At 54.7% G+C, this 25192-nt stretch carries 27 protein-coding genes, 4 tRNA genes and 1 rRNA gene; all 32 read right to left on the reverse strand.

Features of this window, described 5'->3' with window-relative positions:
* Positions 1–9: 9 nt before the first annotated feature.
* The 32 genes from rplN to rrf all read right to left on the reverse strand — a co-directional run bounded on the left by rplN (position 10) and on the right by rrf (position 25095).
* Positions 10–378 carry a 50S ribosomal protein L14 gene (gene rplN, locus ACHPFG_RS28295; protein ID WP_002555479.1) on the reverse strand — a complete coding sequence of 123 codons (369 nt, stop codon included), beginning with the start codon at positions 376–378 and terminating at the stop codon, positions 10–12.
* A 23-nt stretch (positions 379–401) separates the two neighbouring features.
* Complete coding sequence (rpsQ, locus tag ACHPFG_RS28300) at positions 402–668, reverse strand: 30S ribosomal protein S17 (protein ID WP_003176419.1); 267 nt, start codon at positions 666–668, stop codon at positions 402–404.
* Between the two features lie 2 nt (positions 669–670).
* On the reverse strand, positions 671–862 hold the full coding sequence (gene rpmC, locus ACHPFG_RS28305; RefSeq protein WP_002555481.1) for a 50S ribosomal protein L29: 192 nt from the start codon (positions 860–862) through the stop codon (positions 671–673).
* Positions 862–1275, reverse strand: a complete 414-nt coding sequence (gene rplP / locus ACHPFG_RS28310; RefSeq protein WP_003232424.1) for a 50S ribosomal protein L16 — start codon at positions 1273–1275, stop codon at positions 862–864. The genes rpmC and rplP overlap by 1 nt, the downstream gene beginning before the upstream one ends.
* Before the next feature lie 12 nt (positions 1276–1287).
* Positions 1288–1974, reverse strand: a complete 687-nt coding sequence (rpsC, locus tag ACHPFG_RS28315) for a 30S ribosomal protein S3 (RefSeq protein WP_003176422.1) — start codon at positions 1972–1974, stop codon at positions 1288–1290.
* A gap of 13 nt (positions 1975–1987) precedes the next feature.
* Positions 1988–2320 carry a 50S ribosomal protein L22 gene (gene rplV / locus ACHPFG_RS28320; RefSeq protein WP_003103908.1) on the reverse strand — a complete coding sequence of 111 codons (333 nt, stop codon included), beginning with the start codon at positions 2318–2320 and terminating at the stop codon, positions 1988–1990.
* An 11-nt stretch (positions 2321–2331) separates the two neighbouring features.
* Complete coding sequence (gene rpsS, locus ACHPFG_RS28325) at positions 2332–2607, reverse strand: 30S ribosomal protein S19 (protein WP_003232420.1); 276 nt, start codon at positions 2605–2607, stop codon at positions 2332–2334.
* Positions 2608–2623: 16 nt separating this feature from the next.
* Positions 2624–3448, reverse strand: coding sequence for a 50S ribosomal protein L2 (gene rplB / locus ACHPFG_RS28330; protein ID WP_003210080.1), 825 nt, complete (start codon positions 3446–3448; stop codon positions 2624–2626).
* Positions 3449–3462: 14 nt separating this feature from the next.
* Entirely contained in the window at positions 3463–3762 is a 300-nt protein-coding gene (gene rplW / locus ACHPFG_RS28335) for a 50S ribosomal protein L23 (protein WP_002555488.1), read from the reverse strand.
* Positions 3759–4361 carry a 50S ribosomal protein L4 gene (gene rplD, locus ACHPFG_RS28340; protein ID WP_003176424.1) on the reverse strand — a complete coding sequence of 201 codons (603 nt, stop codon included), beginning with the start codon at positions 4359–4361 and terminating at the stop codon, positions 3759–3761. The genes rplW and rplD overlap by 4 nt, the downstream gene beginning before the upstream one ends.
* A gap of 12 nt (positions 4362–4373) precedes the next feature.
* Positions 4374–5009 carry a 50S ribosomal protein L3 gene (gene rplC / locus ACHPFG_RS28345; protein ID WP_007253310.1) on the reverse strand — a complete coding sequence of 212 codons (636 nt, stop codon included), beginning with the start codon at positions 5007–5009 and terminating at the stop codon, positions 4374–4376.
* Between the two features lie 81 nt (positions 5010–5090).
* Positions 5091–5402, reverse strand: a complete 312-nt coding sequence (gene rpsJ, locus ACHPFG_RS28350) for a 30S ribosomal protein S10 (protein ID WP_003186070.1) — start codon at positions 5400–5402, stop codon at positions 5091–5093.
* 157 nt (positions 5403–5559) lie between these two features.
* Positions 5560–6753 carry an elongation factor Tu gene (gene tuf / locus ACHPFG_RS28355; RefSeq protein ID WP_027605166.1) on the reverse strand — a complete coding sequence of 398 codons (1194 nt, stop codon included), beginning with the start codon at positions 6751–6753 and terminating at the stop codon, positions 5560–5562.
* A 30-nt stretch (positions 6754–6783) separates the two neighbouring features.
* Positions 6784–8889, reverse strand: coding sequence for an elongation factor G (gene fusA / locus ACHPFG_RS28360; protein ID WP_431701051.1), 2106 nt, complete (start codon positions 8887–8889; stop codon positions 6784–6786).
* Positions 8890–8919: 30 nt separating this feature from the next.
* Positions 8920–9390 (reverse strand): 30S ribosomal protein S7, encoded by a 471-nt coding sequence (gene rpsG / locus ACHPFG_RS28365; protein WP_002555493.1) that lies wholly within the window; start codon positions 9388–9390, stop codon positions 8920–8922.
* 118 nt (positions 9391–9508) lie between these two features.
* A complete protein-coding gene (gene rpsL, locus ACHPFG_RS28370; protein WP_002555494.1) occupies positions 9509–9880 on the reverse strand; it encodes a 30S ribosomal protein S12 in 372 nt (123 codons plus the stop codon).
* A gap of 216 nt (positions 9881–10096) precedes the next feature.
* Positions 10097–14296 carry a DNA-directed RNA polymerase subunit beta' gene (gene rpoC, locus ACHPFG_RS28375; protein WP_053138307.1) on the reverse strand — a complete coding sequence of 1400 codons (4200 nt, stop codon included), beginning with the start codon at positions 14294–14296 and terminating at the stop codon, positions 10097–10099.
* Positions 14297–14360: 64 nt separating this feature from the next.
* Positions 14361–18434 (reverse strand): DNA-directed RNA polymerase subunit beta, encoded by a 4074-nt coding sequence (gene rpoB / locus ACHPFG_RS28380; RefSeq protein ID WP_024077680.1) that lies wholly within the window; start codon positions 18432–18434, stop codon positions 14361–14363.
* 219 nt (positions 18435–18653) lie between these two features.
* Positions 18654–19019 (reverse strand): 50S ribosomal protein L7/L12, encoded by a 366-nt coding sequence (rplL, locus tag ACHPFG_RS28385; protein WP_053138313.1) that lies wholly within the window; start codon positions 19017–19019, stop codon positions 18654–18656.
* Positions 19020–19097: 78 nt separating this feature from the next.
* On the reverse strand, positions 19098–19598 hold the full coding sequence (gene rplJ, locus ACHPFG_RS28390) for a 50S ribosomal protein L10 (protein WP_003176433.1): 501 nt from the start codon (positions 19596–19598) through the stop codon (positions 19098–19100).
* A 199-nt stretch (positions 19599–19797) separates the two neighbouring features.
* The gene (gene rplA, locus ACHPFG_RS28395) at positions 19798–20493 is read right to left on the reverse strand and encodes a 50S ribosomal protein L1 (protein ID WP_028618134.1); all 696 of its coding nucleotides are present in this window, start codon (positions 20491–20493) and stop codon (positions 19798–19800) included.
* Positions 20493–20924, reverse strand: a complete 432-nt coding sequence (gene rplK, locus ACHPFG_RS28400) for a 50S ribosomal protein L11 (RefSeq protein WP_003176435.1) — start codon at positions 20922–20924, stop codon at positions 20493–20495. The genes rplA and rplK overlap by 1 nt, the downstream gene beginning before the upstream one ends.
* Before the next feature lie 117 nt (positions 20925–21041).
* Entirely contained in the window at positions 21042–21575 is a 534-nt protein-coding gene (gene nusG / locus ACHPFG_RS28405; protein WP_003176436.1) for a transcription termination/antitermination protein NusG, read from the reverse strand.
* A 9-nt stretch (positions 21576–21584) separates the two neighbouring features.
* Positions 21585–21953 (reverse strand): preprotein translocase subunit SecE, encoded by a 369-nt coding sequence (gene secE, locus ACHPFG_RS28410; protein ID WP_027605162.1) that lies wholly within the window; start codon positions 21951–21953, stop codon positions 21585–21587.
* Positions 21954–21998: 45 nt separating this feature from the next.
* Positions 21999–22074: transfer RNA gene (locus ACHPFG_RS28415), tRNA-Trp, on the reverse strand.
* 160 nt (positions 22075–22234) lie between these two features.
* A tRNA-Thr gene (locus tag ACHPFG_RS28420) sits at positions 22235–22310 on the reverse strand.
* Between the two features lie 26 nt (positions 22311–22336).
* Positions 22337–22410: transfer RNA gene (locus tag ACHPFG_RS28425), tRNA-Gly, on the reverse strand.
* 23 nt (positions 22411–22433) lie between these two features.
* A tRNA-Tyr gene (locus ACHPFG_RS28430) sits at positions 22434–22518 on the reverse strand.
* Between the two features lie 142 nt (positions 22519–22660).
* Positions 22661–23107, reverse strand: coding sequence for a hypothetical protein (locus ACHPFG_RS28435; protein WP_431701052.1), 447 nt, complete (start codon positions 23105–23107; stop codon positions 22661–22663).
* 7 nt (positions 23108–23114) lie between these two features.
* Positions 23115–23864 (reverse strand): pantothenate kinase, encoded by a 750-nt coding sequence (locus ACHPFG_RS28440; RefSeq protein ID WP_431701053.1) that lies wholly within the window; start codon positions 23862–23864, stop codon positions 23115–23117.
* Positions 23854–24813 carry a bifunctional biotin--[acetyl-CoA-carboxylase] ligase/biotin operon repressor BirA gene (birA, locus tag ACHPFG_RS28445; protein WP_431701054.1) on the reverse strand — a complete coding sequence of 320 codons (960 nt, stop codon included), beginning with the start codon at positions 24811–24813 and terminating at the stop codon, positions 23854–23856. Before birA ends, ACHPFG_RS28440 begins: the two co-directional genes overlap by 11 nt.
* Before the next feature lie 166 nt (positions 24814–24979).
* Positions 24980–25095: ribosomal RNA gene (rrf, locus tag ACHPFG_RS28450) — 5S ribosomal RNA — on the reverse strand.
* Between the last annotated feature and the right edge of the window lie 97 nt (positions 25096–25192).

The following is a 25192-nucleotide window of genomic DNA, read 5'->3' on the forward strand; positions in this document are numbered from 1 at the left end:
CGGATCTCCTTACAGCACTTCTGGGGCGAGCGAGACGATCTTCATGAACTTCTCAGTACGAAGTTCACGGGTCACTGGCCCAAAGATACGGGTGCCGATCGGCTCTTGCTTGTTGTTCAGAAGAACAGCAGCGTTGCCATCAAAGCGGATAATGGAGCCATCTGCACGGCGTACGCCGTGACGAGTGCGGACTACAACAGCAGTCATCACTTGGCCTTTTTTCACCTTACCGCGAGGAATTGCTTCCTTCACGGTAACTTTGATGATGTCACCGATACCAGCGTAACGACGATGGGAGCCACCCAGCACCTTGATGCACATAACACGGCGAGCGCCGCTGTTATCGGCCACATCGAGCATGGATTGAGTCTGAATCATATAATTTCTCCGACCCCTAGTCCTTAGACTTCCACAGCGCGTTCGAGAACATCAACCAATGCCCAAGACTTAGTCTTGGCCAGCGGACGAGTTTCACGAATAGTGACTTTGTCGCCGATGTGGCACTGGTTGGTTTCGTCGTGCGCGTGCAGCTTAGTCGAACGCTTAACATATTTACCGTAGATCGGGTGCTTAACGCGACGCTCGATCAAAACGGTGATGGTTTTGTCCATCTTGTCGCTGACAACACGGCCAGTCAGCGTACGGACAGTCTTTTCGGCTTCAGCCATGATCACTTACCTGCCTGCTGGTTGAGCACAGTCTTCACGCGAGCAATGTCACGCTTAACTTGCGAGAGCAGATGAGACTGCCCCAACTGGCCAGTTGCTTTCTGCATGCGCAGATTGAACTGGTCGCGCAGCAGGCCGAGCAGTTGCTCGTTCAGCTGCTGTGCGGATTTTTCACGAAGTTCATTCGCTTTCATCACATCACCGTCCGTTTAACAAAGGCGGTGGCGAGCGGCAGCTTTGCAGCAGCCAGGGCAAAAGCCTCACGCGCCAGCTCTTCAGTTACACCCTCGATTTCATACAGGACTTTGCCTGGCTGAATCTGGGCTACCCAGTATTCCACGTTACCCTTACCTTTACCCATCCGAACCTCGAGAGGCTTTTTGGAGATCGGCTTGTCCGGGAATACACGGATCCAGATCTTGCCGCCACGTTTTACGTGACGGGTCAGTGCACGACGCGCTGACTCGATCTGACGAGCGGTGAGACGACCACGAGCTACAGACTTCAGCGCGAACTCGCCGAAGCTGACTTTGCTACCGCGCTGAGCCAGACCACGGTTGTGGCCTGTCATCTGCTTGCGGAACTTCGTACGCTTTGGTTGCAACATTTGGCGTACCCCTTACTTAGCAGCTTTTTTACGAGGCGCTGGTGCTTGTGGTTTCAGTTCTTCTTGGCGACCACCAATTACTTCGCCTTTGAAGATCCAAACCTTTACACCGATCACACCGTAAGTGGTGTGAGCTTCGTAGTTGGCATAGTCGATGTCGGCACGCAGGGTGTGCAGTGGCACACGACCTTCGCGATACCATTCAGTACGTGCGATTTCAGCACCGCCGAGACGACCGCTCACTTGGATTTTGATGCCTTTGGCACCAATGCGCATGGCGTTCTGTACGGCGCGCTTCATAGCGCGACGGAACATTACGCGACGCTCCAGCTGCTGAGCTACGCTCTGCGCAACCAGCATACCGTCGAGCTCCGGCTTGCGGATCTCTTCGATATTGATGTGCACAGGCACACCCATTTGCTTGGTCAGGTCCTGACGCAGTTTCTCAACATCTTCACCTTTCTTCCCGATAACGATACCTGGACGAGCGGTGTGGATGGTGATACGTGCAGTTTGCGCCGGACGATGGATATCGATACGGCTTACGGACGCGCTTTTTAGTTTGTCTTGGAGATACTCACGCACCTTCAGATCAGCGAACAAATAGTCCGCATAAGTCCGACCGTCTGCGTACCAGACGGAGGTGTGCTCCTTGACGATTCCCAGGCGAATGCCAATGGGATGTACTTTCTGACCCATCTCTTCGACTCCGTTACTTGTCAGCAACCTTGACAGTGATATGGCAAGACCGCTTGACGATGCGATCAGCACGGCCTTTGGCACGTGGCATGATGCGCTTCAGCGAACGCCCTTCGTTGACGAAAACGGTGCTGACCTTCAGGTCATCAACGTCTGCGCCTTCGTTATGCTCGGCGTTGGCTACGGCCGACTCCAGCACTTTCTTCATGATCTCGGCGGCTTTCTTACTGCTGAAAGCCAACAGGTTGAGCGCTTCGCCCACCTTCTTCCCGCGGATCTGGTCGGCGACCAAGCGGGCTTTCTGGGCGGAGATTCGAGCGCCCGACAACTTAGCGGCTACTTCCATTTCCTTACCCCTTAACGCTTGGCTTTCTTGTCTGCCACGTGCCCACGATAAGTGCGGGTACCGGCAAACTCGCCTAGTTTGTGGCCGACCATGTCTTCGTTAACGAGAACTGGGACGTGCAGACGACCGTTGTGTACAGCGATGGTCAGACCGACCATTTGTGGCAGGATCATCGAACGACGCGACCAGGTCTTAACTGGTTTGCGATCGTTCTTTTCCGCCGCCACTTCGATCTTCTTCAGTAGGTGAAGATCAATAAAAGGACCTTTTTTCAGAGAACGTGGCACTGTCGTATCCCTCTATTTACTTGCGACGACGGACGATCATTTTGTCGGTACGCTTATTACCACGAGTCTTCGCGCCCTTAGTCGGGAAGCCCCATGGCGATACCGGATGACGACCACCAGAGGTACGACCTTCACCACCACCGTGTGGGTGGTCAACCGGGTTCATGGCAACACCACGAACGGTTGGGCGAACGCCACGCCAGCGTTTGGCACCAGCTTTACCCAGCGAACGCAGGCTGTGCTCGGAGTTCGAGACTTCACCCAGGGTCGCGCGGCATTCAGCCAGCACTTTACGCATCTCACCAGAACGCAGACGCAGGGTCACGTAGACACCTTCACGAGCGATCAGCTGAGCCGAAGCACCAGCGGAACGAGCGATTTGCGCGCCTTTACCTGGCTTCAATTCGATGCCGTGTACGGTGCTACCAACTGGAATGTTACGCAGTTGCAGAGCGTTGCCCGGCTTGATCGGCGCCAAGGCACCTGCGATCAGCTGGTCGCCAGCACTCACGCCCTTAGGCGCGATGATGTAGCGACGCTCGCCATCTGCGTACAGCAGCAGAGCGATGTGAGCAGTACGGTTTGGATCGTATTCGATACGCTCGACAGTGGCAGCGATGCCATCTTTGTCGTTGCGACGGAAATCGACCAGACGATAATGCTGCTTATGGCCACCACCAATGTGACGAGTGGTAATACGACCATTGTTGTTACGACCACCAGTCTTCGATTTCTTCTCGAGCAGCGGTGCGTGAGGAGCGCCTTTATGCAGCTCCTGGTTGACCACCTTGACCACAAAACGGCGGCCAGGGGAAGTCGGTTTGCATTTAACGATTGCCATGATGCACCCCTTCCTTACTCAGCACTGCTGCTGAAATCGAGATCTTGGCCTGGCTGAAGGGAGATAACTGCCTTCTTCCAGTCATTACGCTTGCCCAGACCGCGAGCAGTGCGCTTGCTCTTACCCAGAACATTCAGGGTAGTAACACGCTCAACTTTCACGCTGAACAGGCTTTCGACGGCCTTCTTGATTTCCAGCTTGGTTGCGTCAGTTGCAACCTTGAAAACGAACTGGCCTTTCTTGTCAGCCAGAACCGTAGCCTTTTCGGAAACGTGCGGGCCAAGCAGAACTTTAAATACGCGTTCCTGGTTCATCCCAGCAGCTCCTCGAATTTCTTCACGGCCGACACGGTGATCAACACCTTGTCGTATGCGATCAGACTAACTGGATCGGAACCTTGCACGTCACGTACATCAACGTGTGGCAGGTTACGAGCAGCCAGGTACAGGTTCTGATCAACAGCTTCAGACACGATCAAAACGTCGGTCAGGCTCATGTTGTTCAGTTTGCCCAGCAGATCTTTGGTTTTTGGACTTTCAACAGCGAAGTCCTGAACCACGACCAGGCGATCAGTACGCACGAGTTCAGCAAGGATGGAGCGCAGTGCTGCGCGATACATCTTCTTGTTGAGCTTCTGAGAGTGATCCTGCGGACGAGCTGCGAAAGTGGTACCGCCGCCGCGCCAGATTGGGCTACGGATAGTACCGGCACGAGCACGGCCAGTACCTTTCTGACGCCACGGGCGCTTACCGCCACCACGAACGTCGGAACGGGTCTTTTGCTGCTTGCTACCTTGACGGCCGCCGGCCATGTAGGCCACGACTGCTTGGTGAACCAGCGTCTCGTTGAATTCGCCGCCAAATGTCAGTTCGGAAACTTCGATCGCTTGAGCGTCATTTACATTTAATTGCATGTCAGCTTCCCCTTAACCGCGAGCCTTGGCCGCTGGACGTACAACCAGGTTGCCGCCAGTAGCGCCAGGAACAGCACCCTTGACCAACAACAGATTGCGTTCAGCGTCGACGCGCACTACTTCGAGGGACTGCACGGTCACGCGCTCAGCGCCCATATGACCGGACATTTTTTTGCCCTTGAATACACGACCAGGAGTCTGGCACTGGCCAATAGAGCCCGGGACGCGGTGGGAGACGGAGTTACCGTGAGTGTTGTCTTGACCACGGAAATTCCAACGCTTGATCGTACCCTGGAAGCCTTTACCCTTGGACTGACCGGTTACATCAACCAGTTGACCAGCGGCGAAGATTTCAGCGTTGATCAGATCGCCAGCCTGGTAGTCGCCTTCTTCAAGACGGAACTCCATGACAGTACGACCAGCTGCAACGTTTGCTTTAGCGAAGTGGCCTGCTTGAGCAGCAGTCACACGCGAAGCACGACGCTCGCCGACAGTGACTTGCACTGCACGATAGCCATCGGTTTCTTCAGTTTTGAACTGGGTGACGCGATTCGGCTCGATCTCAATGACCGTAACCGGAATGGAGACACCTTCTTCGGTGAAAATACGGGTCATACCGCATTTACGACCGACTACACCAATAGTCATGTTGTAAACCTCATGAGTGTACGGGGCTTTCACCCGCTATGGCCGCCCATTTCAGAGCGTTACACGACTAAGACCCAAGTCTTAGCCGAGGCTGATCTGTACTTCCACACCGGCCGCCAGATCGAGCTTCATAAGTGCATCAACGGTTTTATCCGTTGGCTGGACGATGTCCAGTACGCGCTTATGAGTACGGATCTCGTACTGGTCACGCGCGTCTTTGTTGACGTGCGGGGAGACCAGAACGGTGAACCGCTCTTTACGGGTAGGCAGTGGAATTGGACCACGCACTTGAGCACCAGTACGTTTCGCGGTTTCCACGATTTCCTGGGTGGATTGGTCGATCAGGCGATGGTCAAAAGCCTTCAACCTGATACGGATTTGCTGATTTTGCATTGGATTTCAGACTCCGGCTGCTATTCCCAGCGAGCGCAATACGCCCGTTAAAAGGAGGCGCAATTCTATAGACGCCCTAGATAGGTGTCAACCCAATAAAAAAGCCCCCGCTGAGCGGGGGCTTTTCAAAGCATCGAAGCTATCTCAAAAGAGACGCTTACTCGATGATTTTAGCTACAACACCAGCACCAACGGTACGGCCGCCTTCACGGATAGCGAAGCGCAGACCGTCTTCCATTGCGATGGTCTTGATCAGGGTAACTTCCATTTGGATGTTATCGCCTGGCATTACCATTTCAACGCCTTCTGGCAGCTGGCAGTTACCAGTCACGTCAGTAGTACGGAAGTAGAACTGTGGACGGTAGCCTTTGAAGAACGGAGTGTGACGACCGCCTTCTTCCTTGCTCAGAACGTAAACTTCTGCGGTGAACTTGGTGTGCGGCTTAACCGAACCCGGCTTAACCAGAACCTGGCCACGCTCAACGTCGTCACGCTTGGTACCACGCAGCAGAACGCCGCAGTTCTCGCCAGCACGACCTTCGTCGAGCAGCTTGCGGAACATTTCAACACCAGTGCAGACGGTGTTGGTGGTATCACGCAGACCAACGATTTCCAGTGCATCTTGAACGCGAACGATACCGCGCTCGATACGACCAGTAACAACAGTACCACGACCGGAGATCGAGAATACGTCTTCGATTGGCATCAGGAACGGCTTGTCGGTCAGACGAACTGGTTCTGGGATGTAGCTGTCCAGAGTTTCAACCAGTTTACGAACGGCAGTGGTGCCCATTTCGTTATCGTCTTTGCCTTCCAGCGCCATACGAGCAGAACCGATGATGATCGGAGTGTCGTCACCTGGGAAGTCGTAAGTGCTCAGCAGATCGCGCACTTCCATCTCAACCAGTTCCAGCAGCTCAGCGTCGTCTACCAGGTCAGCCTTGTTCAGGAAAACCACGATGTACGGAACGCCTACCTGACGGGACAGCAGGATGTGCTCACGGGTTTGTGGCATCGGACCATCAGCGGCCGAGCAAACCAGGATCGCGCCGTCCATCTGGGCAGCACCGGTGATCATGTTCTTCACATAGTCAGCGTGACCTGGGCAGTCAACGTGAGCGTAGTGACGGATCTTCGAGTTGTACTCGACGTGCGCGGTGTTGATGGTGATACCACGAGCTTTTTCTTCTGGAGCGCTGTCGATCTTATCGAAATCAACGACTGCAGAACCGAAAACCTCGGAGCAGACGCGAGTCAGAGCTGCGGTCAGAGTGGTTTTACCGTGGTCAACGTGACCGATAGTGCCAACGTTGACGTGCGGTAGGGAACGATCAAATTTTTCTTTAGCCACGACAATTAACTCCTTGCCTAAAGGACTGAATCAGCCTTGTTTTTTGGATACAGTTTCAGCGATGTGCGCCGGAGCTGTGTTGTATTTTTTGAATTCCATAGAGTAGCTTGCGCGACCCTGGGACATGGAGCGAACGTCGGTCGCATAACCGAACATCTCACCCAACGGAACCTCGGCGCGAATCACTTTGCCGGAAACCGTGTCTTCCATACCCAAGATCATGCCGCGACGACGGTTAAGGTCGCCCATGACATCACCCATATAGTCTTCAGGTGTAACAACTTCTACCGCCATGATTGGCTCAAGCAACTCACCACCGCCCTTCTGGGCCAGTTGCTTGGTTGCCATGGAAGCAGCCACCTTAAACGCCATCTCGTTGGAGTCGACGTCGTGGTAAGAACCGTCAAAAACGGTTGCTTTCAGGCCGATCAGCGGATAGCCGGCAACAACACCGTTCTTCATCTGCTCTTCGATACCCTTCTGGATAGCAGGGATGTATTCCTTAGGAACAACACCACCTACTACTTCGTTCACGAATTGCAGACCTTCCTGACCTTCGTCAGCAGGGGCAAAACGGATCCAGCAGTGACCGAACTGACCACGACCGCCGGACTGACGAACGAACTTGCCTTCGATTTCACAGTTCTTCGTGATGCGCTCACGATAGGAAACCTGAGGCTTACCGATGTTGGCTTCGACGTTGAACTCACGGCGCATCCGGTCAACCAGGATGTCCAGGTGCAACTCGCCCATGCCAGAGATGATCGTTTGACCAGTCTCTTCATCAGTTTTGACGCGGAAAGATGGATCTTCCTGAGCAAGCTTGCCCAGAGCGATACCCATTTTTTCCTGGTCATCCTTAGTCTTAGGCTCTACGGCAACCGAAATAACCGGCTCCGGGAAGTCCATGCGAACCAGGATGATTGGCTTGGCAGCGTCGCACAAAGTCTCACCAGTGGTGACGTCCTTCATGCCGATCAAGGCCGCGATGTCACCAGCGCGCACTTCCTTGATCTCTTCACGGGCGTTTGCGTGCATTTGCACCATACGACCCACACGCTCTTTCTTGCCTTTGACCGAGTTGATCACGCCGTCGCCGGAGGCCAACACGCCCGAGTAAACGCGGACGAAGGTCAGAGTACCCACGAATGGGTCGGTAGCGATCTTGAACGCCAGAGCCGAGAACGGCTCGCTGTCGTCAGCATGACGCTCCATCTCTTCTTCCTCGTTATCAGGGTTGGTACCCTTGATAGCAGGAATGTCGGTTGGGGCAGGCAAGTAGTCGATCACGGCGTCGAGAACCAGGGGAACACCCTTGTTCTTGAAGGAAGAACCGCAAACAGCCAAGACGATCTCACCAGCGATAGTACGCTGACGCAGAGCGGCCTTGATTTCCGCGTTGGTGAGTTCTTCACCTTCGAGGTACTTGTTCATCAGCTCTTCGCTGGCTTCGGCAGCAGCCTCAACCATGTTGTTGCGCCACTCGTCAGCCAGTTCCTGCAACTCTGCAGGGATAGGCTTGCGAACAGGAACCATACCTTTGTCAGCGTCATTCCAGTAGACCGCTTCCATGTTGAGCAGATCGATCTGACCCTGGAAGTTGTCTTCGGAACCGATAGCCAATTGGATTGGCACCGGTGTATGACCCAGACGCTGCTTGATCTGACCGATCACGCGCAGGAAGTTGGCACCAGCACGGTCCATCTTGTTTACGTAAACAAGACGTGGAACGCCGTACTTGTTGGCTTGACGCCATACGGTTTCCGACTGAGGCTCGACGCCCGAGGTACCGCAGAACACAACGACAGCGCCGTCGAGTACGCGCAGGGAACGCTCAACTTCAATAGTGAAGTCTACGTGGCCTGGGGTATCGATAACGTTGAAGCGGTGCTCGTCTTTGTACTGCTTCTCGGAACCTTTCCAGAAGGCGGTAATAGCAGCAGAAGTAATGGTAATACCACGCTCCTGCTCCTGAACCATCCAGTCTGTGGTCGCGGCGCCGTCATGCACCTCGCCCATTTTGTGACTTTTGCCGGTGTAAAACAGTACGCGCTCAGTGGTGGTGGTTTTACCAGCATCCACGTGAGCAACGATACCGATGTTACGGTAGCGGCTAATCGGAGTAGTACGAGCCATAAAGCCCTCGCAAAATTAGTGAAGCTAAGATTAGAAGCGGTAGTGCGAGAAAGCTTTGTTAGCTTCAGCCATACGGTGCACGTCTTCACGCTTCTTAACAGCAGCACCTTTACCTTCAGCAGCGTCCAACAGTTCGCCGGCCAAACGCAGAGCCATAGACTTCTCGCCGCGCTTACGGGCGAAGTCTACCAACCAGCGCATTGCCAGAGCGTTACGACGGGACGGACGAACTTCGACCGGAACCTGGTAAGTAGCACCGCCTACACGGCGCGACTTCACTTCGACCAGCGGAGCGATGGCGTCGAGAGCTTTCTCGAAGATTTCCAGGGGGTCGCTGTTCTTGCGTTCTTTAACCTTTTCCAGCGCGCCATAAACGATACGCTCGGCAACGGCTTTCTTGCCGCTTTCCATCACGTGGTTCATGAACTTGGCCAGAATTTGGCTTCCGTATTTTGGATCGTCAAGCACTTCGCGCTTGGCTGCTACGCGTCTTCTTGGCATGGATAAGCCCTCAAACGGTCTTCAGGTTCGCTCGGAATCGGTGCCCTTTCGGGACGCCTCCGACCTTACTCTTATCGACTCAGAAAATAAGATGATTCAGTTTTACAAAAAGCCGCTACTACTTAGGCTTCTTGGTACCGTACTTCGAACGACCCTGGTTACGACCTTTAACGCCGGAAGTATCCAAGGAGCCGCGTACGGTGTGATAACGAACACCTGGCAAGTCTTTTACACGACCGCCGCGGATCAGTACCACGCTGTGCTCTTGCAGGTTGTGGCCTTCACCGCCGATGTACGAGGAAACCTCGAAACCGTTGGTCAGGCGCACACGGCATACTTTACGCAGTGCCGAGTTAGGTTTTTTCGGCGTGGTGGTATACACACGAGTGCATACGCCACGACGTTGCGGGCAGTTCTGCAGCGCAGGCACGTCGGATTTCTCGACGATACGCTTACGCGGCTGACGTACCAGCTGGTTGATAGTTGCCATCTACTAGCTCCACTGTTGTCTTGCGACGCTATTGTCTTGCAAGAAAAGCAAAATGGCAGGAACGAATTCCCGCCAAATTTAGGGGTACAAGAGTCTAAAGAGGATCTTGCCCCCAGTCAAGGCAAGGCCCCGACCTCCCCTCTCGTCGAACCCAGGCAAAATTGCCTTGATCCGACGAATGGGGCTGCCAGGGCCCAGACTTATTTATCGCAGAACTCAGTTACCGCTTGAGTTCAGCGCTTCGGTCAGTGCAGCTTCCACTTCACTGGCGCTTACGCGCAACGGCTTGTCAGCATCACGGCGACGCTTACGCTCGCTGTGGTAAGCCAAACCGGTACCAGCCGGGATCAGACGACCCACGACCACGTTCTCTTTCAGGCCGCGCAGGTAATCGCGCTTGCCGGTTACCGCTGCTTCGGTCAGTACGCGAGTGGTCTCCTGGAAGGAGGCCGCCGAGATGAACGACTCAGTGGACAACGACGCCTTGGTAATACCCAGCAATACGCGAGTGAACTTGGAAACGAATTTCTCGTCGCCAGCCAGACGCTCGTTTTCCACCAGCACGTGAGTCAGTTCCATCTGGTCGCCCTTGATGAAACTGGAATCGCCGGATTCAGCGATCTCAACTTTACGCAGCATCTGACGCAGGATGGTCTCGATGTGCTTATCGTTGATCTTCACGCCTTGCAGGCGGTAAACGTCCTGGATCTCGTTAACGATGTACTTGGCCAGCGCACTCACACCCAGCAGACGCAGGATATCGTGTGGATCGCTCGGGCCGTCGGAGATAACTTCGCCGCGGTTTACCTGTTCGCCTTCGAACACGTTCAGGTGACGCCACTTTGGAATCAGCTCTTCGTACGGATCGGTACCGTCGTTCGGGGTAATGACCAGACGGCGCTTGCCCTTGGTTTCTTTACCGAACGCGATGGTGCCGCTGACTTCTGCCAGAATCGACGCTTCTTTCGGACGACGAGCTTCGAACAAGTCGGCAACACGCGGCAAACCACCGGTGATGTCACGGGTCTTCGAAGTTTCTTGCGGGATACGCGCGATAACATCACCGATCGCGATCTTCGCACCATCCGCTACACCGACCAATGCGTTGGCTGGCAGGAAGTACTGAGCAATTACGTCAGTGCCTGGCAGCAACAGATCCTTGCCGTTGTCATCGACCATCTTCACGGCAGGACGGATGTCTTTACCGGCAGCTGGACGATCTTTCGCGTCGAGTACTTCAATGTTGGTCATACCGGTCAATTCGTCAGTCTGACGCTTGATCGTGATGCCTTCTTCCATGCCCACGTAGGTCACGGTACCTTTCATTTCGGTAACGATTGGGTGAGTGTGCGGATCCCACTTGGCCACGATTGCGCCAGCGTCGACCTTGTCACCCTCTTTAACCGAAATCACAGCACCGTACGGCAGCTTGTAGCGCTCACGCTCACGACCGTAGTCATCAGCGATTGCCAGCTCACCGGAACGGGACACAGCCACCAGGTGACCATCCACTCGCTCAACGTGCTTCAGGTTGTGCAGGCGGACAGTACCGCCATTCTTCACCTGAACGCTGTCGGCTGCGGAGGTCCGGCTTGCCGCACCACCAATGTGGAACGTACGCATGGTCAGCTGGGTACCCGGCTCACCGATGGACTGGGCAGCAATAACGCCGACCGCTTCACCGATGTTCACCTGGTGACCACGAGCCAAGTCACGGCCGTAGCACTTGGCGCAAATGCCGTAGCGGGTTTCGCAGCTGATCGGCGAGCGAACGATCACTTCGTCGATGCTGTTGAGCTCGATGAACTCGACCCACTTCTCATCAACCAGTGTGCCGGCAGGAACGATAATTTCCTCGGTACCTGGCTTGAATACGTCACGGGCAATAACACGACCCAATACGCGCTCACCCAGTGGCTCTACAACGTCACCGCCTTCAATGTGCGGAGTCATCAGCAAGCCGTGCTCGGTGCCGCAATCGATCTCGGTTACAACCAGATCTTGCGCAACGTCTACCAGACGACGAGTCAGGTAACCGGAGTTAGCGGTTTTCAACGCGGTATCCGCCAGACCTTTACGAGCACCGTGAGTGGAGATGAAGTACTGGAGTACGCTCAACCCTTCACGGAAGTTCGCAGTAATCGGCGTTTCAATGATGGAACCGTCCGGCTTGGCCATCAGGCCACGCATACCGGCGAGCTGACGGATCTGCGCAGCAGAACCCCGGGCGCCCGAGTCGGCCATCATGTACATCGAGTTGAAAGACTCCTGGTCGACTTCGACGCCATGACGGTCGATGACTTTCTCTTTCGAGAGGTTGGCCATCATTGCCTTGGATACTTCGTCGTTGGCCTTGGACCAAAGGTCGATCACTTTGTTGTACTTCTCGCCCTGTGTTACCAGGCCCGAGGCGTACTGGCTTTCGATCTCTTTCACTTCATCAGTAGCAGCACTGATGATGCGGGCTTTTTCATCAGGGATAACGAAGTCGTTAACGCCAATGGAAACGCCGGAAATAGTCGAATAGGCAAAACCGGTGTACATCAATTGGTCAGCGAAGATCACGGTCTCTTTCAGACCAACCACGCGATAGCATTGGTTGATCAGCTTGGAGATCGCCTTTTTCTTCATCGGCAGGTTGACGACGTCGTACGACAGGCCTTTTGGCACAACCTGGTACAACAGCGCACGGCCAACGGTGGTGTCTACAATACGAGTGCCGCTCACGCTGCCGCCGTCACGGTCGTTGACCGTTTCGTTGATGCGCACCTTGACCTTGGCGTGCAGTGCGGCTTCGCCGGCACGGAACACACGGTCAACTTCCTGCAGGTCAGCGAACACACGACCTTCGCCTTTGGCGTTGATCGCCTCACGGGTCATGTAGTACAGACCCAATACAACGTCCTGCGACGGAACGATGATTGGCTCACCGTTGGCTGGCGACAGAATGTTGTTGGTCGACATCATCAACGCACGCGCTTCCAACTGGGCTTCCAGTGTCAGCGGTACGTGCACGGCCATTTGGTCGCCGTCGAAGTCGGCGTTGTACGCAGCACAGACCAGAGGGTGCAGCTGGATAGCCTTACCTTCGATCAGTACCGGTTCAAACGCCTGGATACCCAGACGGTGAAGGGTCGGTGCACGGTTGAGGAGAACCGGGTGTTCGCGAATCACTTCAGCGAGAACGTCCCAAACCTCTGGCAGCTCGCGCTCGACCATTTTCTTGGCCGCTTTGATGGTGGTCGCGAGACCGCGCATTTCCAGCTTGCCGAAGATGAATGGCTTGAACAACTCAAGTGCCATCTTCTTAGGCAGACCGCACTGGTGCAGACGCAGGGTCGGGCCTACGGTAATTACCGAACGACCAGAGTAGTCAACACGCTTACCGAGCAAGTTCTGACGGAAACGACCTTGCTTACCCTTGATCATGTCAGCCAAGGATTTCAGAGGACGCTTGTTGGAACCGGTGATAGCGCGGCCACGACGACCGTTGTCGAGCAAGGCATCGACAGCTTCCTGCAACATACGCTTTTCGTTGCGCACGATGATGTCCGGAGCGGACAGATCGAGCAGGCGCTTCAAGCGATTGTTACGGTTGATCACACGGCGGTACAGGTCGTTGAGGTCGGAAGTCGCGAAACGACCACCATCCAACGGTACCAGCGGACGCAGATCTGGCGGCAGAACCGGCAGAACGGTCAGCACCATCCACTCTGGCAGGTTGCCGGAACCCTGGAAGGCTTCCATCAACTTCAGACGCTTGGACAGCTTCTTGATCTTGGTTTCGGAGTTGGTTTGCGGAATTTCTTCGCGCAGACGGCCAATCTCGTGTTCCAGGTCGATAGCGTGCAGCAGTTCGCGGACAGCTTCGGCACCCATGCGGGCATCGAAATCATCACCGAACTCTTCCAGCGCTTCGAAATACTGCTCGTCATTCAGCAGCTGCCCCTTTTCAAGGGTGGTCATGCCTGGATCGATAACGACATAGCTCTCGAAGTAGAGAACGCGCTCGATATCACGCAGGGTCATGTCCATCAGCAAGCCGATACGGGACGGCAACGATTTCAGGAACCAGATGTGGGCAACCGGCGAAGCCAGCTCGATGTGCGCCATGCGCTCACGACGAACCTTGGCGAGTGCAACTTCAACGCCACACTTCTCGCAGATCACACCACGGTGCTTCAAGCGCTTGTACTTACCGCACAGGCACTCGTAATCCTTTACCGGGCCAAAAATTTTGGCGCAGAACAGGCCGTCACGTTCAGGTTTGAACGTACGGTAGTTGATGGTTTCCGGCTTTTTAACTTCACCGAACGACCACGAACGGATCATCTCAGGCGATGCCAATCCAATACGGATGGCGTCGAACTCTTCGACTTGACCCTGGTTTTTCAGCAAATTCAGTAGGTCTTTCAAGGCCTTTCCTCCTGGCGGAGCAGAGAGCGGGCCAAACGGCCCCGCTCTCGATTCGCGTCACGTGTTATTCGGTTTCCAGATCGATATCGATGCCGAGGGAACGAATTTCTTTGATCAACACGTTGAAGGACTCGGGCATGCCCGGCTCCATACGGTGATCGCCGTCCACGATATTTTTGTACATCTTGGTCCGACCGTTCACATCGTCCGACTTCACTGTGAGCATTTCTTGCAGAGTGTAAGCAGCACCGTATGCTTCCAGTGCCCAGACCTCCATCTCCCCGAAACGCTGACCACCGAACTGAGCCTTACCACCCAGCGGCTGCTGGGTAACCAGGCTGTACGAACCGGTAGAACGAGCGTGCATCTTGTCGTCTACCAAGTGGTTCAGCTTCAGCATGTACATGTAGCCAACAGTAACCGGGCGCTCGAACTTGTTACCGGTACGGCCATCGAACAGCTGCATCTGGCCGCTTTCTGGCAGGTCTGCCAGTTTCAGCATGGCCTTGATTTCGCTTTCCTTGGCACCGTCGAACACCGGGGTAGCCATTGGAACGCCGCCGCGCAGGTTCTTCGCCAGATCCAGGATTTCCTGGTCGGAGAAGGTATCCAGCTCTTCCTTACGACCGCCGATCTCGTTGTAGATCTCGTGCAGGAACTTGCGCAGGTCAGCAACCTTGCGCTGCTCTTCGATCATACGATTGATCTTCTCGCCCAGACCTTTAGCCGCGAGGCCCAGGTGGGTTTCAAGGATCTGACCAACGTTCATACGCGAAGGTACGCCCAACGGGTTGAGGACGACGTCGACCGGGGTGCCATTGGCATCGTGCGGCATGTCTTCAACCGGCATGATCACGGAGACCACACCTTTGTTACCGTGACGACCGGCCATCTTGTCGCCCGGTTGGATGCGACGACGGATTGCCAGGTAAACCTTGACGATTTTCAGCACGCCTGGAGCAAGGTCATCGCCCTGCTGCAGTTTGCGCTTCTTGTCTTCGAACTTGTCGTCCAGCAGACGGCGGCGATCAACGATGTAGGCCTGGGCCTTCTCAAGTTGCTCGTTCAGAGCATCTTCAGCCATGCGCAGCTTGAACCACTGACCATGTTCAAGACCATCGAGGACTTCATCGGTGATGTCCTGACCTTTCTTCAGGCCTGCGCCGCCTTCAGCCTTGTGGCCTACCAGAGCGGAGCGCAGACGTTCGAAGGTCGCGCCTTCAACGATACGGAACTCTTCGTTCAGGTCCTTGCGGATCTCGTCGAGCTGGGTCTTCTCGATGGACAGTGCACGAGCATCACGCTCTACGCCGTCACGGGTGAAGACCTGTACGTCGATGACAGTACCCTTGGTACCGGTAGGTACACGCAGGGAAGTATCTTTAACGTCGCTGGCTTTTTCACCGAAGATGGCACGCAACAGCTTCTCTTCTGGAGTCAGTTGGGTCTCGCCTTTCGGAGTGACCTTACCAACCAGAATGTCGCCTGCACCAACTTCAGCACCTACATAAACGATACCGGCTTCGTCCAGCTTGTTCAGTGCAGCTTCACCCACGTTCGGGATGTCTGCAGTGATTTCCTCTGGCCCAAGCTTGGTGTCACGTGCCACACAGGTCAGTTCCTGAATGTGGATCGTGGTGAAGCGATCTTCTTGAACCACACGCTCGGACAGGCAGATGGAGTCTTCGAAGTTGAAGCCGTTCCATGCCATGAACGCGATGCGCATGTTCTGACCCAAAGCCAGTTCACCCATATCGGTGGACGGACCGTCAGCCATGATGTCGCTGCGCTGAACGCGATCACCCTTACGCACCAGCGGACGCTGGTTGATGCAAGTATTCTGGTTCGAGCGGGTGTATTTGGTCAGGTTGTAGATGTCGACACCGGCTTCACCCGTTTCAACTTCATCATCAGCAACACGAACCACGATACGGCTGGCATCAACGGAGTCGATCACGCCGCCACGACGAGCCACGACGCAAACGCCGGAGTCACGAGCTACGTTACGCTCCATGCCGGTACCTACCAGCGGCTTGTCAGCACGCAGGGTCGGTACAGCCTGACGCTGCATGTTGGAACCCATCAACGCACGGTTGGCGTCATCGTGTTCCAGGAACGGGATCAGCGACGCAGCAACCGAAACTACCTGCTTCGGCGACACGTCCATCAAGGTGACGTCTTCCGGCGCCTTGACGGTGAACTCGTTCAGGTGACGAACAGCTACCAGCTCGTCGATCAGGACTTTCTTGTCGTTCATCGTGGCCGAAGCCTGAGCGATCACGTGATCAGCTTCTTCGATGGCGGACAGGAACACGATCTCATCGGTGACCAGAGCGTCTTTCACCACACGGTACGGGCTCTCGAGGAAGCCGTACTGGTTGGTGCGCGCATAGGCGGCCAGGGAGTTGATCAGACCGATGTTCGGGCCTTCCGGCGTTTCGATCGGGCATACACGACCGTAGTGCGTCGGGTGTACGTCACGCACTTCAAAGCCAGCACGCTCACGGGTCAGACCGCCCGGGCCCAGTGCGGAAACACGGCGCTTGTGGGTGATCTCTGAGAGCGGGTTGTTCTGGTCCATGAACTGCGAGAGCTGGCTGGAACCGAAGAACTCTTTCACCGCTGCAGCCACTGGCTTGGCGTTGATTAGGTCCTGCGGCATCAGGCCTTCGCTTTCAGCCATCGACAGACGCTCTTTGACCGCACGCTCAACACGCACCAGGCCAACGCGGAACTGGTTCTCGGCCATCTCGCCTACGCAGCGAACACGACGGTTACCCAGGTGGTCGATGTCATCGACGATGCCTTTGCCGTTACGGATGTCGACCAGAGTCTTCAGGACCGCAACGATGTCTTCCTTGCACAGCACGCCCGAACCTTCGATCTCGGTGCGACCGATACGACGGTTGAACTTCATCCGGCCGACCGCAGACAGGTCGTAGCGCTCAGGGCTGAAGAACAGGTTGTTGAACAGGGTTTCTGCAGCGTCTTTGGTTGGTGGCTCGCCAGGACGCATCATGCGATAGATTTCTACCAGCGCTTCCAATTGGTTGCTGGTGGAGTCGATCTTCAGTGTGTCGGAGACGAATGGACCACAGTCGATATCGTTGGTGTACAGGGTCTCGATACGAACAACTTGAGCCTTGGCGATTTTCGCCAGGATCTCGGTGTTCAGCTCGGTGTTGCACTCAGCCAGGATTTCGCCTGTAGCCGGGTGAACAATGACCTTGGCGGTCGTGCGACCCAGGACGTAGTCCAAAGGCACGTCCAGCGACTTGATACCTGCTTTTTCGATCTGGTTGATGTGGCGCGCAGTAATACGACGACCCGCCTCAACAATGACCTTGCCCTTTTCATCCTGGATGTCCAAGACGGCAATTTCACCACGCAGGCGAGATGCAATCAGTTCCAGGCTGAGGGTTTCATCCTTCAGGCTGAATACGTTGGTGGTGTAGAACGCATCCAGGACTTGCTCAGTGGTGTAGCCAAGCGCGCGCAGCAATACCGAGGCCGGCAGCTTACGACGACGGTCGATACGCACGAACACGCAGTCTTTCGGATCGAACTCAAAGTCCAACCACGAACCGCGGTACGGAATGATCCGCGCGGAGTACAGGAGCTTGCCGGAGCTGTGCGTCTTACCGCGGTCGTGGTCGAAGAACACGCCCGGAGAACGGTGCAGCTGGGAAACGATAACACGCTCGGTACCGTTGATAACGAAGGTACCGTTCTCAGTCATCAATGGGATTTCGCCCATGTAGACTTCTTGCTCTTTGATGTCCTTGATCGCTTTGTTCGACGACTCTTTGTCGAAAATGATCAGACGGACTTTTACCCGCAAAGGTACGGCGTACGTAACACCGCGCAACACGCATTCTTTGACATCAAATGCCGGTTCGCCCAGGCGATAACCGACGTACTCCAGCGCAGCATTGCCGGAGTAGCTGATGATCGGGAAAACGGATTTGAAGGCCGCATGCAGGCCCACGTCGCGGAACTGATCTTTGGTCGCTCCCGCCTGCAAGAATTCACGATACGAATCCAGCTGGATAGCCAGAAGGTACGGGACATCCATGACGTCCGGCAACTTGCTAAAGTCCTTGCGGATACGTTTTTTCTCAGTATATGAGTAAGCCATCAGCGTTCCCCAGCTTGGTCACCTGCTTGTTTGGCCCTCCCGACGGGAGCAGCCAGAAAATCTTGCAAACCCCATGGTTTGCACCACCGCATCGGGTGGCTACAGCGCGTTAATGGCGGCGACCGAGTCGACAGCCAAGAACGGAAAAAGGCCGGTGGCAAGAGCCACCAGCCATCAGCCTTCAGCTTAACGCTTGGGCTGGAGACGCAAGGTCGATGCTTACTTCAGCTCGACTTTAGCGCCTGCTTCTTCCAGAGTTGCTTTGGCTTTGTCGCCTGCATCTTTGGTCACTGCTTCCAGAACCATAGCAGGAGCGCCGTCAACTACAGCCTTGGCTTCTTTCAGGCCCAGACCGGTCAGTTCACGTACTGCCTTGATCACGTTAACTTTCTTCTCGCCAGCTTCCAGCAGCATGACGTTGAATTCGGTTTGCTCTTCAACAACGGCAGCAGCAGCAGCTGGGCCAGCGGAAGCAGCGGCAGCGGAAACGCCGAATTTTTCTTCGAAAGCTTTGATCAGCTCAACAACCTGCAGAACCGACATTTCAGCTACGGCGTTGAGGATATCGTCTTGGGAGATAGACATTGCTGTATTTCCTGAATTGGGGGACGGCCTACGCGGCCATCGAAATAAACAAAAATACGCGAGAGAAGTTGCTCAGCCTTAGGCTGCGGCAGCTTCTTTTTGCTCGCGAACTGCAGCCAGAGTACGAGCCAGCTTGCTGGTAGCGCCTTGAATCACGCTCATCAGCTGCGAAATGGCTTCGTTACGGGTCGGCAGTGTTGCCAGTACGTCGATTTGGTTAGCTGCGAGGAACTTGCCCTCGAACGCAGCTGCCTTGATCTCGAACTTATCCTGACTCTTAGCGAACTCTTTGAACAAACGGGCAGCAGCGCCTGGATGATCCTTGGAGAAAGCAATCAGAGTCGGGCCAGTGAACACGTCGTTGAGGACACTGTATTCAGTGTCAGCAACAGCGCGCTTGAGCAGGGTGTTACGTACAACACGTACGTACACGCCAGCTTCACGAGCCTCTTTACGGAGTCCGGTCATAGCGCCTACTGTCACACCACGGGCATCAGCCACGACAGCGGACAGAGCAGCTTTGGCAGCCTCGTTGACTTCAGCGACGATGGCCTTCTTGTCTTCGAGATTAATTGCCACGGGTTTAACTCCTGCTTGTTACCGTTTCATCTGGCCGAGGCCGGATGTCGTTTTGGTGTCTGATTCGGTAAGGAACCGGGAGCACCATCTGCGTAGGCTTGTGGTTTAAGACTTGCGCCGCCTACGGTCTTGGATAGCCCCCGCCAGGCAGGGACCCCAATTTTTCCAATTGGCGCAATTGCTTGCGCCAATCTGTGTCTTATACGTCCAGCGAGCCTTGGTCGATGACCAGACCTGGGCCCATAGTGGTGCTCAGGGTAACGCGCTTGACGTAGATACCTTTCGAGGAAGCTGGCTTGATACGCTTCAGATCAGCGATCAGGGCTTCAACGTTTTCCTTCAGCTTGACGGCGTCGAAGCCGACTTTGCCAACGGAGGTGTGAATGATGCCATTTTTGTCGGTGCGATAACGAACCTGACCAGCCTTGGCGTTTTTAACCGCGGTAGCTACGTCTGGTGTTACGGTGCCGACTTTAGGGTTAGGCATCAGGCCACGCGGGCCCAGGATCTGACCCAATTGACCTACAACACGCATTGCATCCGGGGAAGCAATAACTACGTCGTAGTTCAGGTCGCCGCCTTTCATTTCGGCAGCCAGGTCGTCCATACCAACGCGGTCGGCGCCGGCGGCCAGAGCAGCTTCAGCTGCCGGGCCTTGAGTGAAGACAGCTACACGAACAGTCTTACCAGTACCGTGTGGCAGCACAGTAGCGCTACGAACGACCTGGTCAGATTTACGTGGGTCAACACCCAGGTTTACAGCAACGTCAACGGACTCGCTGAACTTGACAGTCGACAGCTCGGTCAGCAGAGCAGCAGCGTCTACAAAGCTGTAGGACTTGCCCGCTTCGATTTTGCCGGCGATAGCCTTTTGGCGCTTGGTCAGCTTAGCCATTACACACCCTCCACGTTAAGGCCCATGCTACGAGCAGAACCGGCGATGGTACGCACGGCTGCATCCATATCAGCTGCAGTCAGATCCGCGTTTTTGGTTTTCGCGATTTCTTCCAGCTGAGCACGAGTTACGGTGCCAACCTTAACGGTGTTAGGACGAGCGGAACCGCTAGTCAGACCAGCAGCTTTCTTCAGCAAAACCGAAGCCGGGGTCGACTTGGTTTCGAAAGTGAAGCTACGGTCGCTGTATACAGTGATGATCACTGGAGTCGGCAGACCTGGCTCAAGACCCTGAGTACGGGCGTTGAAGGCCTTGCAGAACTCCATAATGTTCACGCCGTGCTGACCCAGAGCTGGACCAACAGGTGGGCTTGGATTGGCCTGAGCGGCCTTCACTTGCAGCTTGATGTAAGCGGTAATCTTCTTGGCCATGAGGCACTCCAATTACGGGTTCAAACGCCTCGAAAGGCTCCCCGGTTACTTGCGCGTTTATCCCAGTGACGACAAAACCCCACAGCCTAAGGCTGCGGGGTTGGGATGCTTACTCAGCTAGACCTTCTCGACCTGGCTGAATTCCAACTCCACCGGAGTAGAGCGACCGAAAATGAGCACCGCGACCTGGATCCGGCTCTTTTCGTAGTTAACCTCTTCGACGGTACCGTTGAAATCAGCAAACGGACCATCAGTGACACGAACAACCTCACCCGGCTCAAACAACGTCTTCGGCTTAGGCTTGTCGCTACCGTCGGCGACGCGGCGCAGAATTGCTTCTGCCTCTTTGTCAGTGATCGGAGCAGGCTTATCAGCAGTACCACCGATAAAACCCATAACACGAGGAGTATCCTTGACCAAGTGCCAAGTACCTTCGTTCATGTCCATCTGCACCAGCACATAGCCAGGGAAGAACTTGCGTTCACTCTTGCGCTTCTGACCATTCCGCATTTCAACCACTTCTTCAGTGGGAACCAGAATTTCGCCGAAGCCATCTTCCATGCCTGCCAGCTTTACGCGCTCCAGCAAAGAGCGCATAACATGCTTCTCGTAACCCGAGTAAGCATGCACAACGTACCAACGCTTAGCCACGGGACACCCTTAGCCAACAATCAAGGAAACAAGCCAGCCGAGCAGGGAATCGAGCCCCCACAACAGCAACGCCATAACCAGAACAACAGCCACGACAATCAATGTGGTCTGCGTGGTTTCTTGGCGAGTCGGCCAAACGACTTTACGAATTTCGGTGCGAGCTTCCTTCACCAGGACCGCGAAAGACTTGCCTTTGGCAGTCTGCAGGCCTACAAAGGCAGCTACAGCAGCAAGGGCCAGCAAAACGAGCACCCGGTACAGGATCGGCGAAGCAGAGTAGTACTGATTGCCAACAACGCCTACGACCACCAAAGCGACTACAGCGAGCCACTTGACCAGATCGAAACGAGAGCTTTGAGCTTCAGCCTTAGGAGTCATCTATGAAGATCCTGTGAAAAGAAAGCCAGATACACCACGTGAATCTGGCAGGTCAGGAGGGAATCGAACCCCCAACCTACGGTTTTGGAGACCGTCGCTCTGCCAATTGAGCTACTGACCTAAAACAAAATCAGGCCGACCATTATGCAGACCTGAAAAAGACTTTACAACAGCCAACCCCCAGAGACTTGAAATCACTCAACCACAAGCGATCTGAAACACCATCAAGCCGAGTCAGCCGTTAAAACAAAGGCAGATATTTTCATATCTGCCTTGTTATATGGAGCTCTTGAGCGGATTTGAACCGCTGACCTCACCCTTACCAAGGGTGTGCTCTACCAACTGAGCTACAAGAGCGAAACACTATGCACAACCTGCAAACTTGGAGCGGGTAGCGGGAATCGAACCCGCATCATCAGCTTGGAAGGCTGAGGTTCTACCACTAAACTATACCCGCGGAGCTTGCAGCTCACGCTAAAATGGTGGAGGGGGAAGGATTCGAACCTTCGAAGTCGTAGACGTCAGATTTACAGTCTGATCCCTTTGGCCGCTCGGGAACCCCTCCTAAGCGAGCCGGCATTCTACATCATGCCAGCCTTCTGTCAAGCATTTTCTCATTAAAAATATGAGGTTAGCTGCATTGACCTTAGCTTCGCACCGTACACTTTAAAGGTCTTCACTGCGAAGCGGGCGCCATTCTATGCAAACTATTCGAGAGTTGCAATGCCTTCGCACAGCATTATTTTATGTTTTAACTCATTGAATTCCTTAGCAAGGTTTTCAAAGGGCAGATCGTCAGCCAGACGTCGGCTTTCTGGGGCAACCCGGAGCCAGTAACCCTGCGCATCAGGAGTGCTCAGCAACTGAACCTTAACCTTTATATCCAGGCTAGTGAGACGCTGCTCAACGAATTGCGCCTGTCGCTGGTCGGCAAAGCCACCAATGTACAGGCAAGTACTTTGCGCATCAGATGCCTTAGCTCGATCCCTGCGGACCACAGCATCGGAGGACTCACTCAGCAGACGAATATCCTGCTGAGTATTCCGATAGAGACTCAAAGGGGTAACATCTTTAGCGCGCAACGGCGCTTCTTGCTGATGCCATATGTAGTAGAAGGCGTTGAGGACCACTAAAAGCAAAAACAGCCAACGCATAAACACCTCAAGATAAAGGGCACGCCATCGCCAGACCTACGAAAATCAAATCAGGCACGAGTCGAGCCTGAGGCACGGCATCCCTCACCAAATCAGCATCGCCACCTGTCAGGAATACAGTAAAGTTATCACCCCAATAACTTCGGGCCAGCTCAAGCTGCGTCAGTACAAACCCTCTGAGCATCAACGTACAGCCACGCTCTACAGCCTCTACGGTCGTACGCCCTGGTGACAGGCACCCCAAGGCTCTTTCGGCAGCAGCATCGTCGTAACGTATCTTGCGTGTATGTGTACGCAACTGATTACGCATGAGAGGCATACCAGGACAGATGAAACCACCTAAATGCTCACCGTCTCCAGCGATAAAATCTGCAGTCGCAGCCGTACCAAAATCGAGCACCAGGCATGCCCCCGACGCCAACTTGAAACCGCCCAGCATTGCCAACCAGCGATCAAGGCCGAGACGCTCGAAATCTTCGTAGCCGTTGCGCACCCCGGCCATTTCTCGCGCAGAAACAGCGCAGGAAACAGCAACACCAAAAGCCGCCACCAGCGCCTCAACCAGATTGTTTGTTTCGTCCAGAGCACGAACACTCACCAACCGGCAACGCGTCAATGACACACCAGGTAGCACTGACAGACTTTCAATCAATGCAACATCCGAACTAGCGACACCCTCTGCAGATGCGATCGCCCGATCCGAATCAAGTACACGCCACTTGATAAAGCTATTCCCACAGTCGAGCTCAAGAATCATCACGCAACCTCAGGCTTAACTCACCACCACTGTATATTTTCTCAACACCACCGACACTTAAACGCAATGCACCCTGACCGTCGATACCCAGCACCACCCCATCGACACGGTTGGCCCCAGCGATGAGTGATACCGCCTTTCCCTGCCAGGCGTGACCTTTCTCCCACTCATCCTGAAGTGACGCAAAACCTAGTGCCCTGTGCCGACCCAAGTAGCTTTGCAACTGCAAGCACAGGCACGCCACCAAAGAGTTGCGATCAGCAGGAGACCCCGTCTCCAACTGCACTGATGTCCATTGCTGATCAACCTCATCAGCCTTCTGCATATTCACGTTAATACCGATGCCGAGGACAACGTGGCAGATATCCGCGGGATCCCCTACGAGCTCCAGCAAGATCCCGGCAATCTTCTTCTGCCCCACCAAGACGTCATTTGGCCACTTCAAGGCCGCCCCGTGGACCCCAGACTCACGCAGCGCCTGCATGACCGCCAAGCCAACCACAAGGCTCAGGCCTTCCAGCTGTCGCGGACCATCCTCAATACGCAATAAGAGGCTGTAATACACATTCTGAGCGAATGGACTGACCCACTTTCGACCACGCCGCCCCCTTCCAGCCGTTTGCTGCTCCGCAAGCACCATGTACGGCGTCGTACACTCAACCTCAACAAGGCGCAGAGCCTCGGCATTTGTCGAGTCAACGGAGTCGTAGATATGGATAGGCCATGCCAGGGAAGACGCATGCAGTGCAATCTGCTCGGAACTCAAGAAAACCAGTGGCGAAGCTAATTGATACCCCCTCCCCCGAACCTTATGGACAGGTAGATTCAATTCAGCCTCAAGATGCTGGAGTTGCTTCCAGACAGCACTGCGGCTAACGCCCAGGGCAGCGCCAAGTGCCTCTCCGGAATGGAATCGACCATCTTTTAGAAGTTTTAACAACGTCAGCATGCAAGTATCGCCTCACAATGAGGCACGCATGATAGCCATGCGCAGGGTCATTGCATAGAAAGGCCGGACTTTAGCACTGAAGGCCACCCCGAGGCGCCTCTTCGCACTTTTCGACCGCGCAAAACAAAACCCCATCTGCTTTCGCAAATGGGGTTTCGGAATTTAATCTTGACGATGACCTACTCTCACATGGGGAAACCCCACACTACCATCGGCGATGCATCGTTTCACTGCTGAGTTCGGGATGGGATCAGGTGGTTCCAATGCTCTATGGTCGTCAAGAAATTCGGGTACTGAGTCGTGACCAGTTGGCCTCGCTTCAGCAAATTGGGTATGTGACAGCTATCGGTGTTTTGTGAGCATCGAACTTTCGGTTCAT

Source organism: Pseudomonas sp. BR20 (assembly GCF_050780135.1).
Taxonomy (GTDB): Bacteria; Pseudomonadota; Gammaproteobacteria; order Pseudomonadales; family Pseudomonadaceae; genus Aquipseudomonas.

Excerpts from the sequence above, each read along its gene's own strand:
- rpsJ (WP_003186070.1), bottom strand. The coding sequence starts at position 5,402 with ATGCAAAATCAGCAAATCCGTATCAGGTTGAAGGCTTTTGACCATCGC.
- rplD (WP_003176424.1), bottom strand. The coding sequence starts at position 4,361 with ATGCAATTAAATGTAAATGACGCTCAAGCGATCGAAGTTTCCGAACTG.
- fusA (WP_431701051.1), bottom strand. The coding sequence starts at position 8,889 with ATGGCTCGTACTACTCCGATTAGCCGCTACCGTAACATCGGTATCGTT.
- ACHPFG_RS28435 (WP_431701052.1), bottom strand. The coding sequence starts at position 23,107 with ATGCGTTGGCTGTTTTTGCTTTTAGTGGTCCTCAACGCCTTCTACTAC.
- ACHPFG_RS28440 (WP_431701053.1), bottom strand. The coding sequence starts at position 23,864 with ATGATTCTTGAGCTCGACTGTGGGAATAGCTTTATCAAGTGGCGTGTA.
- rpsG (WP_002555493.1), bottom strand. The coding sequence starts at position 9,390 with ATGCCAAGAAGACGCGTAGCAGCCAAGCGCGAAGTGCTTGACGATCCA.
- rplN (WP_002555479.1), bottom strand. The coding sequence starts at position 378 with ATGATTCAGACTCAATCCATGCTCGATGTGGCCGATAACAGCGGCGCT.
- rplC (WP_007253310.1), bottom strand. The coding sequence starts at position 5,009 with ATGACTATTGGTGTAGTCGGTCGTAAATGCGGTATGACCCGTATTTTC.
- rplW (WP_002555488.1), bottom strand. The coding sequence starts at position 3,762 with ATGAACCAGGAACGCGTATTTAAAGTTCTGCTTGGCCCGCACGTTTCC.
- rplP (WP_003232424.1), bottom strand. The coding sequence starts at position 1,275 with ATGTTGCAACCAAAGCGTACGAAGTTCCGCAAGCAGATGACAGGCCAC.
- rpsL (WP_002555494.1), bottom strand. The coding sequence starts at position 9,880 with ATGGCAACTATCAACCAGCTGGTACGTCAGCCGCGTAAGCGTATCGTC.
- rpsQ (WP_003176419.1), bottom strand. The coding sequence starts at position 668 with ATGGCTGAAGCCGAAAAGACTGTCCGTACGCTGACTGGCCGTGTTGTC.
- rpsC (WP_003176422.1), bottom strand. The coding sequence starts at position 1,974 with ATGGGTCAGAAAGTACATCCCATTGGCATTCGCCTGGGAATCGTCAAG.
- rplA (WP_028618134.1), bottom strand. The coding sequence starts at position 20,493 with ATGGCTAAGCTGACCAAGCGCCAAAAGGCTATCGCCGGCAAAATCGAA.
- rplV (WP_003103908.1), bottom strand. The coding sequence starts at position 2,320 with ATGGAAGTAGCCGCTAAGTTGTCGGGCGCTCGAATCTCCGCCCAGAAA.
- birA (WP_431701054.1), bottom strand. The coding sequence starts at position 24,813 with ATGCTGACGTTGTTAAAACTTCTAAAAGATGGTCGATTCCATTCCGGA.
- rplL (WP_053138313.1), bottom strand. The coding sequence starts at position 19,019 with ATGTCTATCTCCCAAGACGATATCCTCAACGCCGTAGCTGAAATGTCG.
- rplB (WP_003210080.1), bottom strand. The coding sequence starts at position 3,448 with ATGGCAATCGTTAAATGCAAACCGACTTCCCCTGGCCGCCGTTTTGTG.
- rplK (WP_003176435.1), bottom strand. The coding sequence starts at position 20,924 with ATGGCCAAGAAGATTACCGCTTACATCAAGCTGCAAGTGAAGGCCGCT.
- rpmC (WP_002555481.1), bottom strand. The coding sequence starts at position 862 with ATGAAAGCGAATGAACTTCGTGAAAAATCCGCACAGCAGCTGAACGAG.
- secE (WP_027605162.1), bottom strand. The coding sequence starts at position 21,953 with ATGACTCCTAAGGCTGAAGCTCAAAGCTCTCGTTTCGATCTGGTCAAG.
- rpoB (WP_024077680.1), bottom strand. The coding sequence starts at position 18,434 with ATGGCTTACTCATATACTGAGAAAAAACGTATCCGCAAGGACTTTAGC.